This window comes from Pandoraea terrigena, assembly GCF_902459705.1.
Lineage (GTDB): Bacteria > Pseudomonadota > Gammaproteobacteria > Burkholderiales > Burkholderiaceae > Pandoraea > Pandoraea terrigena.
In genome coordinates this window covers 213,100-230,531 of the sequence record NZ_CABPRU010000006.1, presented here as the reverse complement: position 1 = coordinate 230,531, position 17,432 = coordinate 213,100, and the positions used below count along the sequence as shown (strand labels likewise).

Below are 17,432 nucleotides of genomic sequence, written 5' to 3'. Positions count from 1 at the left end.
GAGTAAGCAATGGCTGGAATGAAGGAAATTCGCGGCAAGATCAAGAGCGTGCAAAACACGCGCAAGATCACCAAGGCCATGGAAATGGTGGCCGCGTCGAAGATGCGCAAGGCGCAGGAACGCATGCGTCATGCCCGGCCGTACGCTGACAAGGTGCGCCAGATCGCCGCGCATATGAGCCAGGCGAATCCGGAATACCACCACCCGTTCATGGTGAAGCATGCGGACGCGAAAGCGGCCGGCCTCATCGTGGTGACGACGGACAAGGGCCTGTGCGGCGGCTTGAACACCAACGTGCTGCGTGCCGTGGTGGCCAAGATGAAGGACATCGAAGCGCGCGGCCTGAAGATCGAGGCCACCGCCATCGGCGGCAAGGGTTTCGGTTTCCTGAACCGTATCGGCGCGAAAGTGGTGTCGCATGTCGTGCAACTGGGCGACACCCCGCATCTGGACAAGTTGATCGGTGCGGTCAAGCTGCAGCTCGACGCGTACGCCGAAGGCAAGCTCGATGCCGTGTACCTGGCCTACAACCGCTTCGTCAACACGATGAAGCAGGAAGCCGTGGTCGAACAACTGCTGCCGCTGCCCGAGAAGTTCGAGGGCGCCTCGGACGACGCGAGCGCAGTGCCGGCACGGCATTCGTGGGACTACATCTACGAACCGGATGCGAAGACGGTCGTCGATGCCCTGCTGGTGCGTTACGTCGAAGCTGTCGTGTACCAGGCTGTCGCAGAGAACATGGCGTCGGAACAGTCCGCCCGCATGGTGGCCATGAAGGCCGCGTCGGACAACGCAAAGACCGTGATCGGTGAATTGCAGATGATCTACAACAAGGGTCGTCAGGCAGCGATTACGAAGGAACTGTCCGAAATCGTGGGTGGCGCCGCCGCAGTCTGAGCGGTGGCACGGGCCGATGCGCCGCAAGGCGAAATGAATTTGAGTATCTAAAGGAAAAGCGATGAGTACTGCTTTGATTGAAGGCAAGATCGTACAGTGCATCGGCGCCGTTATCGACGTGGAATTCCCGCGCGAAGGCATGCCGAAGATCTACGACGCGCTCACCATGGAAGGGTCGGAACTGACGCTCGAAGTCCAGCAACAGCTGGGTGACGGCGTGGTTCGTACCATCTGTCTGGGTTCCTCCGAAGGCCTGCGCCGCGGCATGACGGTGCAAAACACCGGTCTGCCGATCACGGTGCCGGTCGGCAAGCCGACGCTGGGTCGCATCATGGACGTGCTTGGCCGTCCGATCGACGAAGCCGGTCCGATCGCCCAGGATCACACGCGTTCGATCCACCAGAAGGCACCGGCATTCGACGAGCTGTCGCCGTCGACGGAACTGCTCGAAACCGGTATCAAGGTGATCGATTTGATCTGCCCGTTCGCCAAGGGCGGCAAGGTGGGTCTGTTCGGTGGTGCCGGTGTGGGCAAGACCGTGAACATGATGGAACTCATCAATAACATCGCCAAGGAACACGGCGGTTATTCGGTGTTTGCCGGCGTGGGCGAGCGTACCCGTGAAGGGAACGACTTCTACCACGAAATGAAGGACTCGAACGTTCTGGACAAGGTCGCGCTGGTGTACGGCCAGATGAACGAGCCGCCGGGCAACCGTCTGCGCGTGGCGCTGACCGGTCTGACGATGGCCGAGCACTTCCGTGACGAAGGTCGCGACGTGCTGTTCTTCGTGGACAACATCTACCGTTTCACGCTGGCCGGTACCGAAGTCTCGGCACTGCTCGGCCGTATGCCGTCGGCCGTGGGCTATCAGCCGACGCTGGCGGAAGAAATGGGTAAGCTGCAAGAGCGCATTACGTCGACCAAGACCGGCTCGATCACGTCGGTGCAAGCCGTGTACGTGCCTGCCGATGACTTGACCGACCCGTCGCCGGCCACCACCTTCGGTCACTTGGACGCCACCGTCGTTCTGTCGCGTGACATCGCCTCGCTGGGTATCTACCCGGCCGTCGATCCGCTCGACTCGACCTCGCGTCAGATCGACCCGAACGTGATTGGCGAAGAGCACTACACGGTGACCCGTCGCGTGCAATCGACGCTGCAGCGCTACAAGGAACTGCGCGACATTATCGCGATTCTGGGCATGGACGAACTGTCGCCGGACGACAAGCTCGCCGTGGCCCGCGCGCGTAAGATCCAGCGTTTCCTGTCGCAGCCGTTCCACGTGGCCGAAGTGTTCACGGGCTCGCCGGGCAAGTACGTTCCGCTCAAGGAAACGATCCGCGGCTTCAAGATGATCGTCGATGGTGAGTGCGACCACCTGCCGGAACAGGCGTTCTACATGGTTGGCACGATCGACGAAGCGTTCGAAAAAGCCAAGAAGATGCAGTAAACGGTTGAGTGCCGAGCGACGGCGGGGTCTCGCTGGAGACGCCACCGCACGCCGGCAGGTGACTGTTGCGGGGCGGGGTGGCGAAGCGAGGACGGCAACGTCCAGACTGGCGCGCCTGCCGCTTCATCACACTCAACGGGAGCGATTATGGCAACCATTTACGTAGACGTCGTCAGCGCCGAAGCGCAGATCTTCTCCGGACCCGCGCGCTTTGTGGCGCTGCCCGGCGAAGCCGGCGAACTGGGCATCTTGCCCGGCCACACGCCGCTGATCACACGTATCAAGCCGGGTGCGGTGCGTATCGAGGACGAAGCGGGTAACGAGGACTTCGTCTTCGTGGCCGGCGGCATTCTCGAAGTGCAACCGGGTACGGTGACCGTGCTCGCCGATACCGCGATTCGCGGCAAGGACCTGGACGAAGCCAAGGCGGCCGAAGCCAAGCGTCGTGCCGAAGAAGCGCTGTCGAACAAGGATTCGAACATCGAGTACGCGACTGCCCAGGCCGAACTGGCCGAAGCCATCGCCCAACTTGCTGCGATCCAGAAGTTCCGCAAGGTGAAGTAATTTCGCATCGCTGTGGCGATGGCCTCACGGTCGACGCCACACGCCGTGCGCGCCGTAGACCAACGGTGAGCGTCTTCGCGACACTCATCGCCACGCAACGGCCGAAAGCCCCAGGCATGCAAGTGCCTGGGGCTTTTGTTTTGCTCGGCGCGCGTGTCATCCGCCATCGCCGCCCGTCCGTGCGTCTCACCAAATCCGCCACTCGACTCAGGGCCATCCCCACTCGTGCCGTCGCCGGAATTACGTTAACGTAAACGTCAAGTCAGCATGGCGCGCTATTGTTATGAAAAGAGCGCCCCGGTCGTTGGACGTAACGACGGGTGGGCGATTCACATGGGCGAGCGCCGGGCATCAGCATTTCACCCTTTCAGCATGGCTTCAGGAGACAAGCGCATGGAAAGCCGGGAAGTTTCGGGCGTTGTACCTCGTAATGGACTGTCGTATGTGAAGGGTGATACCACCATTCCGCTATCGACGTTGACGGTGTTCGGCCTGCTCGCCGAGACGGCGGCCAAGTATCCGGAGCGGCGGGCCGTCGTGTTCCGCGAGCAGGGCGTGGATTGGACGTGGCGCGAATTCATCGCGCACGTGGACACCTTTGCCGCCGGGCTGCTGTCGTTGGGCTTGAAGCAAGGCGATCGCGTGGGCATCTGGTCGCCCAATCGCGTCGAATGGCTGGTCACGCAGTTCGCAACGGCGCGTATCGGACTGATTCTGGTGAACATCAATCCGGCGTACCGGCTGGCCGAACTCGAATACGCGATCAACAAGGTCGGCTGCAAGGCGCTCATCGCGGCAGAGTCCTTCAAGACGTCTCGCTATCTCGACATGCTCAACACGCTCGCTCCCGAGCTGGCGGAGAGTTCCCCCGGTCAATTGCACTCGGCGAAGCTGCCGACGTTGCGCACCGTGATTCGCATGGGCGCGGGCGTCACGCCGGGCATGATGAATTACGGCGATGTCGTTACGCTCGGCGCGGATGCCAATCTCGACACCCTGCGCGAGATCTCCGATGGGCTCGATAGCTTCGACGCCATCAATATCCAGTTCACGAGCGGCACGACCGGCAGCCCGAAGGGCGCCACGCTCACGCACCACAACATCGTCAACAACGGTCGCTTCATCGCCATGGCGATGCGCTTCTCGGAGCACGACAGCCTGTGTATCCCGGTGCCGTTCTACCACTGCTTCGGCATGGTGCTGGCGGTGCTCGCCTGTGTGTCGACTGGGGCGACGATGGTGTTCCCGGGCGAGGCGTTCGACCCGAAGGCCACGATGGCCGCGGTGTCGGAAGAGCGCTGTACCGCGCTGCATGGGGTGCCGACGATGTTCATCGCCCAGCTCGATCATCCGGACTTCGGCAACTACCAGTTCGATTCCCTGCGCACGGGCATCATGGCCGGCTCGCCGTGCCCGATCGAGACGATGAAGCGCGTGATCAGCGAAATGCACATGAGCGAAGTCACGATTGCCTACGGCATGACGGAGACGAGCCCGGTGTCGTTCCAGACCACCACGACCGATCCGCTCGAGAAGCGCGTGACGACCGTCGGGCGCGTGCAGCCGCACCTCGAGGTGAAGCTCGTCGATGCCGCCGGGGAGATCGTGCCGGTCGGCGAGAAGGGCGAGCTTTGCACCAAGGGCTACTCGGTGATGCAGGGCTATTGGGACGACGAGCCGCGCACGCGCGAGGCGGTCCGCGACGGCTGGATGCACACGGGCGACCTCGCCACGCTCGACGAAGAGGGCTATTGCAATATCGTCGGGCGCGTGAAGGACATGCTCATTCGCGGGGGCGAGAACATCTACCCGCGCGAGATCGAGGAGTTCCTGTTCCGTCACCCGAAGGTGCAGGCCGTGCAGGTGTTCGGCGTGCCGGATGCGAAGTACGGCGAGGAAGTGTGCGCCTGGATCATTCTCAAGCCGGGACAAAGCGCGACGGAAGAAGACATTCGCGCGTTCTGCCAGGATCAGATCGCGCACTACAAGATTCCGCGCTACATCCGCTTCGTGACCGAGATGCCGATGACGATCACGGGCAAGGTGCAGAAGTTCGTCATGCGCGAGCAGATGGTCGAAGCGCTGGGGCTGTCCGAAGCGAAGACGGCCTGACCGCCATCGGACACGGGCCCGCCGAACAGCGGGCCTTTGCTTATCTTTTGAGCGCGTCTGGAGGCAATGCCGTATCATTCGGGATTACCCTAGGTCTCGCGCCATGCCTGCTCACACCTTCCGCACTGTCTTTGTCCTCGGCATTCTGTCGGCCATCGGCTCGCTGTCGATCGACATGTATCTGCCTGCGCTGCCGAGCATTGCGCGCGAGCTGAAGACGACAGACGCGGCAGCACAATTCTCGCTGGCGTCGTTCTTCATCGGCCTTGGGCTTGGCCAATTGCTGCACGGCCCGCTGGCCGATCGATACGGGCGCAAGCGTCCGCTGTATGCCGGGCTGGCCTTGTATACACTCGCGTCGGCCGGCTGTGCGCTTGCGACGAATATCGAGACGCTGATCGTTTGCCGTTTCATTCAGGCGGTGGGCGGATGCGCGTGCTTCGTGATCGCGCGGGCGATGGCCCGCGACCTGTTCGACACGAGCACTGTCGCGCGCGTGCTCTCGCGCATGACGCTCATCATGGGCGCCGCCCCGATCCTCGCGCCGCTGATCGGCGGTCAGGTCCTGTTGTTCGTCGGCTGGCGCTGGATCTTCTGGGGCCTGACGGTATTCGGTGCGATGTGTTTTGCGATGTCCGTCTATTGGCTGCCGGAGACGCGCGCGGCCGCGAGGCAGGCCCGTCATTGGCTCGCCACGGCGTGGCATAACTACGGCGCGCTCGTGCGCGACCGGGAGTTCATGGGCAATGCGCTCGCAGGGGGAGTGTCCCAGGCGGGGATGTTCGCTTACATCACCGGCTCGCCGTTCGTGTTCATCAATCTCTACGGGGTCGACCCGGCGCATTACGGCTGGCTGTTCGGATTGAATGCGTGCGGCATCATTGCCGGCTCGCAGGTCAACGCACACCTGTTGCGCAAACGGCGTCCGGCCGATGTGCTGTGGCGAACCAACAACCTGGTGGCCGTGTTGGGACTGCTGATGCTGGCGGTGGCATCGCTGAAGCTCGGCGGCCTGATCGGGCTGATGGTGCCGTTGTTCGCCTATGTCACCAGGCTGGGCTTTTCGCAGCCGAATGCGGTGGCCGAAGCGCTGAACCGGCAGCATCAACGCGCCGGGGCCGCCTCGGCGCTGCTGGGCGCGCTGCAATTTCTCGCCGCTGCGAGCGCCGGGGCCGCGGTCGGCCTGATGCACGCCCGCTCGGCAGTACCGATGGCGGCCGTCATGGCCGTGTGCGGCGTGCTGTCGTGGTGTTTCCACACGGTGCTGATTCGTCGCGCCGCCCAGGCGTCGCCTCCCGCTGCCGGGCCGGCTTAATCCCCTTGTACGTCATTGCAACTTGCAAACGCGTCACCCTTCGGCGCCATCGTGTGTTGGAATCTCGCGACGCTGGGAGGGGGGCGACGGGCGGTCGGGCGGCTGGCACGACAATTTTTGGGGAACCGATGCGCGATGTGGGCTTCCAACCCAGACATTCGCACCTCGTCATGTCACCTGTAACAGTTTGTAATTGCACTGTTCCCCTGCCGCCACGATAGGCAAAGTGCGATGCATAGCCCTCCTGCAAAGCCCCCCTGGAAACTTTTGCAAGAACGGCTAAAGTTCGGCACCCGCGTGCCGAAATACAATCAGTTAGTAAAGCGCAGCTTCGTGACGCTGTCATGACGCTGTCGTCAATCCGCCATCGATCGCCCTCCCGAGCGCATCGCAGGGGACGCTCGCACCCCGCCTGTAGGAAAAACTCCTACAAAAAACTTCCGCTTTTCTCACCGCCTCACGTAGTTTTTCTCCGATTTCTTTCTCTTTCGCCCTTGTCCACAATGCAGGGGAATAAACAGTAGTCCGCCAGAATCATCCATTGCGCCGGGGGGCCGCATGCGAAACAGTGAAACACTCAATGAGATTCGTGAATTGAATCTCTCTTATCTCGTCCTGGCTCAGCGCCTGATCCGTGAGGATCGTGCCGCGGCAATGTTCCGTCTGGGGATCAGCGAACAACTGGCCGACGTGCTCGGCGGTCTTACACTGGCCCAACTCGTCAAGTTCGCGGGGTCCAACCAGCTTCTGTGCCGATTTCGCTTCGACGACCACGTGATGCTATCCAGCCTCACGCATGGTGCAAAAGACGCGGGTATGCAGCAGTCGCACGCTTCGATTCTGCTGGCGGGGCAACCCGTCGAGCAAATCGGCTAAGCACGCCACGCACGCTACGCCGTCCAGCGGGCGGCGCTTCGCGTGACTTGCCAGGAAGTTTGTCTATGCGTACCAAAAGCGTCGTCCTTGAGGCCCGTGAAATTCAATTGGCCATCGAGCTGATCGAACTCGGCGCCCGTCTCCAGTTGCTGGAGGCCGAAACGAGTCTGAGCCGCGACCGGCTCATCAAACTCTACAAGGAACTCAAGGGCGCCTCGCCGCCCAAGGGCATGCTGCCGTTCTCGACCGATTGGTTCGTGACGTGGCTGCCGAACATCCATTCGTCGCTTTTCCACAATATCTATCGTCACCTCGTGCAGCACGGGGGGTGCCAGGGCATCGAGGCCATCGTCAAGGCTTACCGCTTGTACCTCGAACACGTGGAATTGCATGGCTGGGAAGCGGTGCTCGGGTTTACACGTGCGTGGACGCTCGTTCGCTTCTTCGACAGCAAGATGTTGCAGACGACGCCGTGCACGCGCTGCGGCGGACATTTCGTCACGCACGCTCACGAGCCGCATGGCCAGTACGTTTGCGGACTTTGCCAGCCGCCATCGCGCGCCGGCAAGACCCGCAAGGCGAAGCATGCGCACGCGGCCGATTTGGCGCCGGTCACCGATATTTCTCCGCTGGCCGCCTAGGCAAGCCCACGTCACGAGGTCGCACCCCCTACAGTTTCCCTGCGTGTCTGCCGTTAAGCCCTCTGAACAGGACGGACAATTTTCCGTAGACGTATTTTTGCGAGAGGTATCCGGCAGTGCTTGTCGTCATTGGTTACATCATCGTTCTGGCATCGGTCTTTGGCGGTTTCGTCATGGGCGGCGGCCACTTGGGCGCGCTGTTTCAGCCGACCGAGCTGCTGATCATCGGTGGCGCGGGCATCGGCTCGTTCGTGGTGGGCAACAACAGCAAGGCGATCAAGGCGACGATGAAAGCGCTGCCGATGCTGTTCAAGGGCTCGAAATACACCAAAGATCTGTACATGGAGCTGATGGCGCTCCTGTACGTGCTGCTCGCGAAAGCGCGCAAGGACGGCATGCTCGCCATCGAGGGCGACGTGGAAGACCCGGCATCGAGCCCGGTGTTCTCGCAGTACCCGCGCATTCTCGGCGAGCCGCGCATCATGGAATTCCTCACCGACTACCTGCGCCTGATGGTCAGCGGCAACATGAACGCGTTCGAGATCGAGAACCTGATGGATCACGAAATCGAAACGTATCGTCACGAGGGCGAAGTCCCCGCGCACTGCCTGCAGAAAACGGGCGATGCGATGCCGGCTTTCGGTATCGTGGCGGCCGTGATGGGCGTGGTGCACACGATGGCGTCGGCCGACCAGCCGCCGGCCGTGTTGGGCGCGCTGATCGCCCAGGCGCTGGTGGGCACGTTCCTCGGCATTTTGCTGGCTTACGGCTTCATCTCGCCGCTGGCGCAACTCATCGAACACCGCATCAACGAATCCGTGAAGCTCTATGAGTGCATCAAGGTCACGCTGCTCGCCAGCTTGAACGGGTACGCGCCCGCACTCTCGGTCGAGTTCGGCCGCAAGGTGCTCTATTCCACTGTCCGTCCGTCGTTCGCCGAGCTTGAAGAGCACGTGCGACAGGTCAAGGCGCGCTGACGGGTCGCCGCAATGAGCGAGAAAGAAGAGCGGCCCATCGTCGTCAAGCGCCGTGCGCGCAGCGCGCACGGCCATCATGGCGGCGCGTGGAAGATTGCCTATGCCGACTTCATGACGGCCATGATGGCGTTCTTCCTGCTGATGTGGCTGCTCAGCTCCGCGACCAGCAAGGAGCTGACGGGGATTGCGGAATATTTCCGCACGCCACTCATGGTCGCGCTGACCGGCGGACGCAATGCCGCAGACAACAGCGGTGTCATTCCCGGCGGCGGCACCGACACGACGCGCACCGATGGCCAGCAGTCGCGCGGCGACCAGGTCAGGTCGCGCCAGGCGATGTCGGCCGAACTGGCCGAGCGTGCCGAAGCCCATCGTTTGCGCGAACTCAAGTCGCGCATCGAGAAGGCGATCGAGAGCAACCCGACACTCAAGCAGTTCCGCAAGCAGTTGCTCATCGATGTGACAACCGAGGGCTTGCGCATCCAGATCGTCGACGACCAGAACCGGCCGATGTTCGCCAATGCAAGCGCACAGGTGCAGCCGTATATGCGCGACATCCTGCGCGAGATCGGCAAGTCGCTCAACGACGTGCCGAACCGCATCAGCCTGTCGGGCCATACCGACGCCACGGCCTACGCGCAGGGCGACAAGAGCTATAGCAACTGGGAGCTGTCGGCCGATCGCGCGAACGCGTCGCGGCGCGAGCTGATTGCCGGCGGTCTCGATGGCGAGAAGGTGCTGCGTGTGGTGGGCCTGGCGTCCACCGTGCCGCTCGATCGCGATAACGCGTACAACCCGATCAATCGTCGCATCAGCATCATCGTGCTCAATCGTCGCGCGGAGCAGTCGGTCAAGCAAGAGGCCGACCAACCGACGATCGACGCCGCGAACGCGCGCGGCGCAGGAAGCGATGCCGTGAACGCCGTCATCAACGGTGAGTTGCCGGCACCGCCGGCTCCCCCGGCGGCTCCCGGCGCCGCCATGCGATAACTGACAAGAGGAGACGCATGCAGGCCCTTCGCAACACGATTCTCGCCGTTGACGATTCCGCGTCGATGCGCCAGATCCTGGCGGCCACGCTCGATGAAGCCGGTTACGCCGTGACGACTGCCCGCGACGGGCAGGAGGCACTGGCGCTGGCGTCGAACGCGACTTTCGATCTGGTACTGACCGACCAGCACATGCCTGGCATGGACGGCCTGTCGCTCATTCGCGCGTTGCGCGAACTCGACACGTTTGCCCAGACGCCGATCCTGGTGCTCACCACCGAAGTCGACGGTGCGTACAAGACGGCGGCCCGCGAGGCGGGCGCCAGTGGCTGGCTGATCAAACCGGTCGACCCCGAGGCATTGGTCGACGTAGTGGGCTCGCTCGTCGGCGAAGGCGCATGACGATGACGTCGATGGCACAACCAAGTTAGGACGAGGAAACCGGTGGATATCACCCAGTTCTACCAGACCTTTTTCGATGAAGCGGAAGAGTTGCTCGCCGAGATGGAGCATCTCTTGCTCGCGCTCGATATCAACGCCCCCGACAACGAGCAGCTCAACGCGATTTTCCGCGCGGCGCACTCGATCAAGGGTGGCGCCGCGACGTTCGGCTTCACCGCGCTCACCGAGACCACTCACCTGCTGGAAAACCTGCTGGACCGCGCGCGTCGCGGCGAATTGCAGCTGCGCACCGAGATGGTCGACACCTTCCTGGAAACCAAAGACGTGTTGCATCAACAGTTGAATGCCTACCGCGCCTCCAGCGAGCCCGATGTCGAGGCGATGAAGCGCATCTGCGCGGTGCTCCAGCAGCTCGCCGCCGAGGAAGGCGGCGCCCAGGCCCCTGCCGCCCCCGCTGCGCCCGCGGCACCGGCCGCTTTCGCAGCGCCAGCCGCCCCCGAAGCCGCTGCCGTGCCGGCGACCGACGCGAGCGGTGCGCCCGCAAGCGCTGTTCCCCCGGGCCAGACGCGTCTGAAGGTTACGCTCACCGGCGTGGGAGAGAAGGATCAGGCGTTGCTTGCGGACGAACTGGGCAACCTTGGCGACGTGGCTGGCCGCCAGTCGAGCGGCGACACGCTGCACCTTTGGCTCGACACCACGTGCGGCGCCGACGATATCCTCGCGGTGTGCTGTTTCGTGATCGAGCCATCGCAGATCGATGTGCAGGACGCCGCCGCAGCAGCCCCGGCGACGGCCGCCGCGCCGGTCGACGCGCAGGTAGCAGCCCCGGTCCAGACTGCCGAGATCTTTGCACAGGCTCCGGCCGCTTCGGCGCCCATCGAGGTGCCGGCTGCACCGGTGACGGCGGCTGTTTCAGCGGCCCCCGTGCCGCCGCCGGCGGATGAGCCGATCATCGTGCCGCCCGAGGCCCCGGTGGCGCAAGGCGGTACCGCCGGTGGCAGTGGCGGCAATGGTGCGCATCCACCCGCCGAGAAGCGCGTGGCCGCCCCGGCCGGCGGCGCGGCCGGACACGAGAACAGTTCGATTCGCGTGGGCGTGGAAAAAGTCGATCAGCTCATCAACCTGGTGGGCGAACTGGTGATCACGCAGGCGATGCTCGCGCAAACGGCGAGCAGCCTCGATCCGATGCTTCACGACCGCCTGTTCAACGGCATGGGACAGCTCGAGCGCAATGCGCGCGACTTGCAAGAGGCCGTGATGTCCATCCGCATGATGCCGATGGATTATGTGTTCTCGCGCTTCCCGCGCCTGGTGCGTGATCTCGCGAGCAAGCTGGGCAAGCAAATTGAGCTCGTCACGTTTGGTCAGGCGACCGAACTCGACAAGAGCCTGATCGAGCGCATCATCGATCCGCTCACGCACCTTGTGCGCAACAGCCTCGATCACGGCATCGAGACGACGGAGCTGCGCCTGGCCTCGGGCAAGGATCCAGTCGGTCAACTCGTGCTGTCGGCCGCGCATCAGGGGGGCAACATCGTGATCGAAGTGAGCGACGACGGCGCGGGCCTGCGCCGCGAGAAGATTCTTGCCAAGGCCCAGCAGCAGGGGTTGTCGGTGTCGGAGTCGATGTCCGACGAGGAGGTGTGGCAACTGATCTTCATGCCGGGCTTCTCCACGGCCGAGGCGATCACCGACGTGTCGGGCCGCGGCGTGGGCATGGACGTCGTCAAGCGGAACATCCAGCAGATGGGCGGGCACGTGGAGATCCTGTCCACACGCGGCAAGGGCACCACCATCCGCATCGTGCTGCCGCTCACGCTCGCGATTCTCGACGGCATGTCCGTCAAGGTCGGACCAGAGATCTTCATCCTGCCGCTGAACTTCGTGATGGAGTCGCTGCAGCCGCGTCGCGACGACATTCGCGCGGTGACCGGCGAAGGGCAGGTCGTGCTGGTGCGCGGCGAATACCTGCCGCTCGTCGAGCTGTATCGTGCGTTCGATGTGCCGGAGGCGCGCGCCGATCCCACGCAGGGCATCATCGTGATCCTTCAGGCCGAAGGCCGCCGCTTTGCGCTGCTTGTCGACGAACTGGTCGGTCAGCAGCAGGTCGTGGTGAAGAACCTCGAAACCAATTACCGCCGTATTCACGGTATTTCCGCCGCCACCATCATGGGTGACGGCAGTGTGGCATTGATCGTCGACGTGGCGGCGCTTCAGCGCGGCCAGCGCTCGGCGGCCGCCACCATCTTCAACTGAAGTCGGAGACGCGTCAGATGGACAACCTTTCGCAAGAGCATGCCGTGTCGCGCCAGGGCGGCGCCATGCAGACCGATGGCGACGGTCAGGAGTTTCTGGTCTTCACGCTCGGTGAAGAGGAATACGGCATCGACATCCTGAAGGTGCAGGAGATTCGCGGCTACGACGCGGTCACGCGCATTGCCAATGCACCAGATTTCATCAAGGGCGTGATCAATCTGCGCGGCATCATCGTGCCGATCGTGGACATGCGCATCAAGTTCCGCCTGGGCCGCGTCGAGTACGACACGCAGACGGTCGTGATCATCCTGAACGTGGCGGGCCGCGTGGTCGGCATGGTGGTCGACGGGGTGTCTGATGTGCTCACGCTCGCCCGCGGCGAAATCAAGCCGGCGCCTGAGTTCGGCGCGCAACTCGCCACTGAGTACATCACGGGGCTGGGCACCGTCGAGGGCCGCATGCTGATCCTGATGGACATCGAGAAGCTCATGACCAGCAGCGATATGGCGCTCATCGAGCGCCTGGCGAGCTGAGACGCGGCCGCCCGGAAATCCATCGCGCCAACCGTTAGACCTGACCCACGACCTGCCTTCCACGGAGACCTAGCACGTGCGCAATAACCAGCCCGTTACCCAGAACGAATTCGTCGTCAGCGAGCATCAGTACCTGATCTCACGGACGGATCTGAAGGGGCGGATCACGTATGCCAACCCCGCCTTCGTGGAGGTGAGCGGCTACTCGCGTGATGAACTACTGGGCGCACCGCACAACCTCGTTCGTCATCCGGATATGCCGCCGGAGGCGTTCGGCGACCTGTGGGAGACGGTCAAGCGCGGCGATACGTGGACTGGCCTGGTGAAGAATCGCCGCAAGAACGGAGATTTCTACTGGGTCCTTGCTACCGTGACGCCCACGCAGGAAAACGGTGCCGTCGTGGGCTACACGTCGGTGCGCGTGCGTCCGGCGGCGGGCGCGACCACGCAGGCCGATGCGATCTACGCGCGCTTTCGCAGCGGGCAGGCCGGCAACTTGCGCATTCGTGGGGGGCAGGTCGAGCGCGGCGGTCTCGCGGCCGTGGCGCGCAAGATCCGCCTCGACACGCTGCGCGCGCGCCTGACCGGCATCATCATGCTCGGCGCGCTGCTGCTCGCCCTGGTGGGCGGCCTGGGTCTTTGGGGGATGTCGAGCAGCAACGGAAAACTGCTGCAGGTGTATCAGCACGGCATGGTGCCGGTCAGCACGTTGGCCGTCATCGGCCAGAAGCTTGACCGTGATGTACTGCTCGTGGCCGAAGCCGTGGGCAGCCCGAACCTCGACGCCATGAAGCGCGCGGGCGATGAGATCACCAGCAGTCTGGACGACATCAACCGCCAGTGGGCCGAGTACATGGCGGGGGTCGACCCGGACACACGGGCGCAGGCCGAGCGCTTCAACACGATTCGCCAGCGCTTTACGACCGATGGCCTGCAACAGACGGTCGAGATGCTCAAGGCCGGCTCGGCCGAAGGCGCGCAGCAGACCTATCTCGAAAAAGTGAAACCGGCCTATGGGCCGATGCGCGACGAGCTGAACGTGCTCACTCGCCTCGAACTCACCCAGGCGACTGACCTGTATCAGCGCTCGCAAAAGGAGCACACCCTCGTGCGTGCCGCGACGGCCGTGGCGGTGATCGGCGGCATCGTGGTGCTGTTTGTCCTGGGCAGCGTGTTGCGTCGCGCGATCAATCATCCATTGCGTGTGGCGCTCTCGATGCTCAAGCAGATCGCGGCCGGCGACTTGACCGGCAAGGCGCAAGGCACGGGCCACGACGAAATCGGCCAGTTGCTCTTCGGCCTCGTTGTCATGAAGAACAGCCTGCTGTCCATCGTCTCGGATGTGCGCGAAGGTATCGAATCGATCAACGTGGCGTCACGCGAAATCGCGGCAGGCAACACCGATCTGTCGGCGCGCACGGAACAGCAGGCGGCCTCGCTGGAGCAGACGGCATCATCGATGGAACAGCTCACCGCCACGGTCAAGCAGAACGCCGACAACGCGAAGCAGGCCAGCGCGATGGCAGCGAATGCGTCGGACATCGCCGCACGCGGCGGTCGCGTGGTTGGCGACGTCGTCGACACCATGCAGGGGATTTCGTCGAGTTCGCACAAGATTGTCGACATCATCAGCGTGATCGAAGGCATCGCGTTCCAGACCAACATTCTCGCGTTGAACGCGGCGGTGGAAGCGGCGCGCGCGGGCGAACAGGGCCGGGGTTTTGCCGTGGTGGCCGGAGAAGTGCGCACGCTGGCGCAGCGCAGCGCGGCGGCGGCCAAGGAAATCAAGGTCCTCATCGAAGACTCGGTCGGGCGCGTGGAAAGCGGCTCGACGCTGGTGGCGCAGGCCGGCCAGACGATGGAGGAAATCGTGCAGGCGGTGCAGCGCGTGACCGACATCATGGGCGAGATCTCTGCGGCATCGAGCGAGCAGTCGAGCGGCATCGAACAGGTCAATCGCGCCGTCACGCAGATGGATGAAGTCACGCAGCAGAACGCGGCGCTCGTGGAAGAAGCGGCGGCCGCCGCCGGTTCGCTCGAAGACCAGGCGCATCGCTTGCGCGACGCCGTCGCCGTCTTCCGTGTCGGCGACGCCTTCAAGGCCGACACGGTGCAGACCGTCGACGTGCGGCACGCCACGTCCGCCGGGCGTCAGCCGGAGGTCGCCACGACGGCGGTCACGGCCGCCGCATCGGGCGCCCGTGCGGCACCGGCACGCGCCAGCGCAGGCGGGGGCGCCACGCGCGCCGTCACGCGGCGCCCGCAGTCACCCGCGCCCGCCGCCGCTGGCACGCCGGAGGACGCGCAGGTGCTGCAGCTGGCTGCGCGTCGCGACAAGGCGCCGGCAGGATCGGTGTCGGGCGCGACGTCGAGTGACTCGGGCGATTGGGAAGAGTTTTGACGTGTGGATGATTGAGATGGTTGAGATGGGTCCGCCGGCCGCAGGCCGGTCTTCACGAGGTAGAGGTCGTTATGTTTAAGAATGTCACCATCCGGGCACGGCTGACGCTGGCGCTGGGACTCTTCATGGTGCTGCTGGTCATCGGCGCCGCGGCGGGCCTCCTCTCGCTGCAACAAAGCAACGCGTCGCTGCAGGAGATCTACAAGACCGACATGGCGTCGTCGCGTGCGCTCGCGCAGACGACGATATCGACGCTGTCGGCGCGTGTGACGCTCTCGCGCATCGAGTTCATTGCCGATCCGACCGAGATCAAGACGGCGATCGACCGCGTTCGCGAGAATCTCAAGAAGGCGGATGACGCGTGGGGCGCCTACGCGGCGAAGCCGATGTCCGATGGTGAAAAGCCGTTGGCCGACGCCGTGATCTCCGCTCGCGGCAAGGTGGTCAACGACGGTATCCTGCCCGCGCTCAAGGCCATTGAATCGGGCGACATCCCGGACTTCCACGCCAAGACGGTGATGGACGTGCCGCGTCTGTTCGCCGATTACACCAAGGCGATGGTGGCGTTGGCCGATTTGCAGGTCAAGAACGCCGAGAATCGATATCTGGTCGCCCAGGCCCGTTACACGCTGGTGATGTGGATGGTCGGCATCGGCCTGGCCATCGGCCTGCTCGTGGGCATCATCACGCAGGTCACGCTCACGCGCGCGGTCGTCGGTCCGATCGACGACGCCATCAAGCATTTCGAGAAGATCGCGGGCGGCGACCTCACGCAACGCATCGACGTATGGAACGACACTGAAACCGGGCGTCTGTTCAAAGGCGTGAAACACATGCAGGACAGCCTCGTGCGCACCGTGACGGAAGTCCGCACGGGCACCGAGTCGATCACCTCGGCCGCGCAGCAGATCGCCGCTGGCAACACCGATCTGTCGGCGCGCACCGAGCAGCAGGCCGCGTCGCTCGAAGAGACCGCGTCGTCGATGGAGCAGCTCACCGCGACGGTCAAGCAGAACGCCGACAACGCGCGCCAGGCGAGCCAGCTTGCCGTGAATGCCTCGGACATCGCCGCCCGCGGCGGCGAGGTGGTGGGGCGTGTGGTTGGCACGATGCAGGGCATCTCGACCAGCTCGAACAAGATCGTCGACATCATCAGTGTGATCGACGGCATTGCGTTCCAGACCAACATCCTGGCACTGAACGCCGCGGTGGAAGCCGCCCGTGCAGGCGAACAGGGCCGGGGTTTTGCCGTGGTGGCCGGCGAAGTGCGCACGCTGGCGCAGCGCAGTGCGGCGGCCGCGAAGGAAATCAAGGAACTGATCGAGGATTCGTCCCACAAGGTGCAGGATGGCTCGGCGCTGGTCGAGCAAGCCGGTCAGACGATGGAAGAGATCGTGCAGGCGGTCAAGCGCGTGACGGACATCATGGGCGAGATCTCGGCGGCGTCGAGCGAGCAGTCGGGCGGTATCGAGCAGGTCAATCGTGCCGTGACGCAGATGGATGAGGTGACGCAGCAGAACGCGGCGCTCGTGGAAGAAGCGGCCGCCGCCGCTGGCTCGCTCGAAGAGCAGGCCAATCGTCTGAAGACGGTCGTCTCGGTGTTCCGTCTGGACGCCAGCCACGTGGCCTCCAGCCACGCTGCCCCGACACTCCCGGCCGCACCGCTCACGCGTCCGATCGCAAAGAAGGCGAAGGCGGTGACGCCTGCGGCGTCAGCGCCGACACCGGCCGCGGCCCCGAAGGCGGCAGCGGCGTTGCGCCGGCCGGCCCCGGCGGCGGCCCCGGCAGCCAGCGCCCGCACCGGCACGGATGACGCCAGCGGCGACTGGGAGACCTTCTGATCGCGCCGAGCGCGCTCACTCAGGCAACACGGTAAGCACTATTGGAACGGTGCACGCGCCACTCCCCGTCGTGGGACGAACCGAAAGGCACGGGGCGCGTGTCGGCAAGTGGCAACAATCGGCAAGACGAAAGCTGTCGCGGGCGTCGCGTCGCGATGGGCGGGTAGGAGAGGGT

Annotated in this window: 14 protein-coding genes; all 14 read left to right on the top strand. The window is 63.9% G+C overall.

The features are described from left to right. Positions 1–9: 9 nt before the first annotated feature. The 14 genes from atpG to PTE31013_RS25265 all read left to right on the top strand — a co-directional run bounded on the left by atpG (position 10) and on the right by PTE31013_RS25265 (position 17,257). Positions 10–897, top strand: coding sequence for a F0F1 ATP synthase subunit gamma (gene atpG, locus PTE31013_RS14870; protein WP_150613557.1), 888 nt, complete (start codon positions 10–12; stop codon positions 895–897). Between the two features lie 61 nt (positions 898–958). After that, positions 959–2,350: a F0F1 ATP synthase subunit beta gene (atpD, locus tag PTE31013_RS14865; RefSeq protein WP_150613556.1), complete on the top strand. Its 1,392-nt coding sequence runs from the start codon at positions 959–961 to the stop codon at positions 2,348–2,350. Between the two features lie 147 nt (positions 2,351–2,497). Then, positions 2,498–2,914: a F0F1 ATP synthase subunit epsilon gene (locus tag PTE31013_RS14860; protein ID WP_150613555.1), complete on the top strand. Its 417-nt coding sequence runs from the start codon at positions 2,498–2,500 to the stop codon at positions 2,912–2,914. Between the two features lie 393 nt (positions 2,915–3,307). Continuing rightward, positions 3,308–5,026 carry an AMP-binding protein gene (locus PTE31013_RS14855; protein ID WP_150613554.1) on the top strand — a complete coding sequence of 573 codons (1,719 nt, stop codon included), beginning with the start codon at positions 3,308–3,310 and terminating at the stop codon, positions 5,024–5,026. 103 nt (positions 5,027–5,129) lie between these two features. Then, a complete protein-coding gene (locus PTE31013_RS14850; protein WP_150613553.1) occupies positions 5,130–6,341 on the top strand; it encodes a Bcr/CflA family multidrug efflux MFS transporter in 1,212 nt (403 codons plus the stop codon). 558 nt (positions 6,342–6,899) lie between these two features. Beyond that, positions 6,900–7,217 carry a flagellar transcriptional regulator FlhD gene (gene flhD, locus PTE31013_RS14845; protein WP_150613552.1) on the top strand — a complete coding sequence of 106 codons (318 nt, stop codon included), beginning with the start codon at positions 6,900–6,902 and terminating at the stop codon, positions 7,215–7,217. Positions 7,218–7,282: 65 nt separating this feature from the next. Beyond that, a complete protein-coding gene (gene flhC, locus PTE31013_RS14840) occupies positions 7,283–7,858 on the top strand; it encodes a flagellar transcriptional regulator FlhC (protein WP_150613551.1) in 576 nt (191 codons plus the stop codon). Positions 7,859–7,974: 116 nt separating this feature from the next. Continuing rightward, a complete protein-coding gene (motA, locus tag PTE31013_RS14835; protein ID WP_017233809.1) occupies positions 7,975–8,835 on the top strand; it encodes a flagellar motor stator protein MotA in 861 nt (286 codons plus the stop codon). 12 nt (positions 8,836–8,847) lie between these two features. Next, positions 8,848–9,825, top strand: coding sequence for a flagellar motor protein MotB (motB, locus tag PTE31013_RS14830; protein ID WP_150613550.1), 978 nt, complete (start codon positions 8,848–8,850; stop codon positions 9,823–9,825). A gap of 17 nt (positions 9,826–9,842) precedes the next feature. After that, the gene (locus PTE31013_RS14825; RefSeq protein ID WP_150613549.1) at positions 9,843–10,226 is read left to right on the top strand and encodes a response regulator; all 384 of its coding nucleotides are present in this window, start codon (positions 9,843–9,845) and stop codon (positions 10,224–10,226) included. Between the two features lie 42 nt (positions 10,227–10,268). Then, entirely contained in the window at positions 10,269–12,482 is a 2,214-nt protein-coding gene (gene cheA / locus PTE31013_RS14820; protein ID WP_150613548.1) for a chemotaxis protein CheA, read from the top strand. A 17-nt stretch (positions 12,483–12,499) separates the two neighbouring features. Continuing rightward, the gene (locus tag PTE31013_RS14815) at positions 12,500–13,015 is read left to right on the top strand and encodes a chemotaxis protein CheW (protein ID WP_023598346.1); all 516 of its coding nucleotides are present in this window, start codon (positions 12,500–12,502) and stop codon (positions 13,013–13,015) included. A 76-nt stretch (positions 13,016–13,091) separates the two neighbouring features. Continuing rightward, positions 13,092–15,416 (top strand): methyl-accepting chemotaxis protein, encoded by a 2,325-nt coding sequence (locus tag PTE31013_RS25270; protein WP_150613547.1) that lies wholly within the window; start codon positions 13,092–13,094, stop codon positions 15,414–15,416. 71 nt (positions 15,417–15,487) lie between these two features. Then, on the top strand, positions 15,488–17,257 hold the full coding sequence (locus PTE31013_RS25265; protein ID WP_150613546.1) for a methyl-accepting chemotaxis protein: 1,770 nt from the start codon (positions 15,488–15,490) through the stop codon (positions 17,255–17,257). The last annotated feature ends 175 nt before the right edge of the window (positions 17,258–17,432 follow it).

Bases quoted from the DNA above. Each gene is read 5' to 3' on its own strand.
- atpG (WP_150613557.1), top strand. From the start codon at position 10: ATGGCTGGAATGAAGGAAATTCGCGGCAAGATCAAGAGCGTGCAAAAC.
- atpD (WP_150613556.1), top strand. From the start codon at position 959: ATGAGTACTGCTTTGATTGAAGGCAAGATCGTACAGTGCATCGGCGCC.
- PTE31013_RS14860 (WP_150613555.1), top strand. From the start codon at position 2,498: ATGGCAACCATTTACGTAGACGTCGTCAGCGCCGAAGCGCAGATCTTC.
- PTE31013_RS14855 (WP_150613554.1), top strand. From the start codon at position 3,308: ATGGAAAGCCGGGAAGTTTCGGGCGTTGTACCTCGTAATGGACTGTCG.
- PTE31013_RS14850 (WP_150613553.1), top strand. From the start codon at position 5,130: ATGCCTGCTCACACCTTCCGCACTGTCTTTGTCCTCGGCATTCTGTCG.
- flhD (WP_150613552.1), top strand. From the start codon at position 6,900: ATGCGAAACAGTGAAACACTCAATGAGATTCGTGAATTGAATCTCTCT.
- flhC (WP_150613551.1), top strand. From the start codon at position 7,283: ATGCGTACCAAAAGCGTCGTCCTTGAGGCCCGTGAAATTCAATTGGCC.
- motB (WP_150613550.1), top strand. From the start codon at position 8,848: ATGAGCGAGAAAGAAGAGCGGCCCATCGTCGTCAAGCGCCGTGCGCGC.
- PTE31013_RS14825 (WP_150613549.1), top strand. From the start codon at position 9,843: ATGCAGGCCCTTCGCAACACGATTCTCGCCGTTGACGATTCCGCGTCG.
- PTE31013_RS14815 (WP_023598346.1), top strand. From the start codon at position 12,500: ATGGACAACCTTTCGCAAGAGCATGCCGTGTCGCGCCAGGGCGGCGCC.
- PTE31013_RS25265 (WP_150613546.1), top strand. From the start codon at position 15,488: ATGTTTAAGAATGTCACCATCCGGGCACGGCTGACGCTGGCGCTGGGA.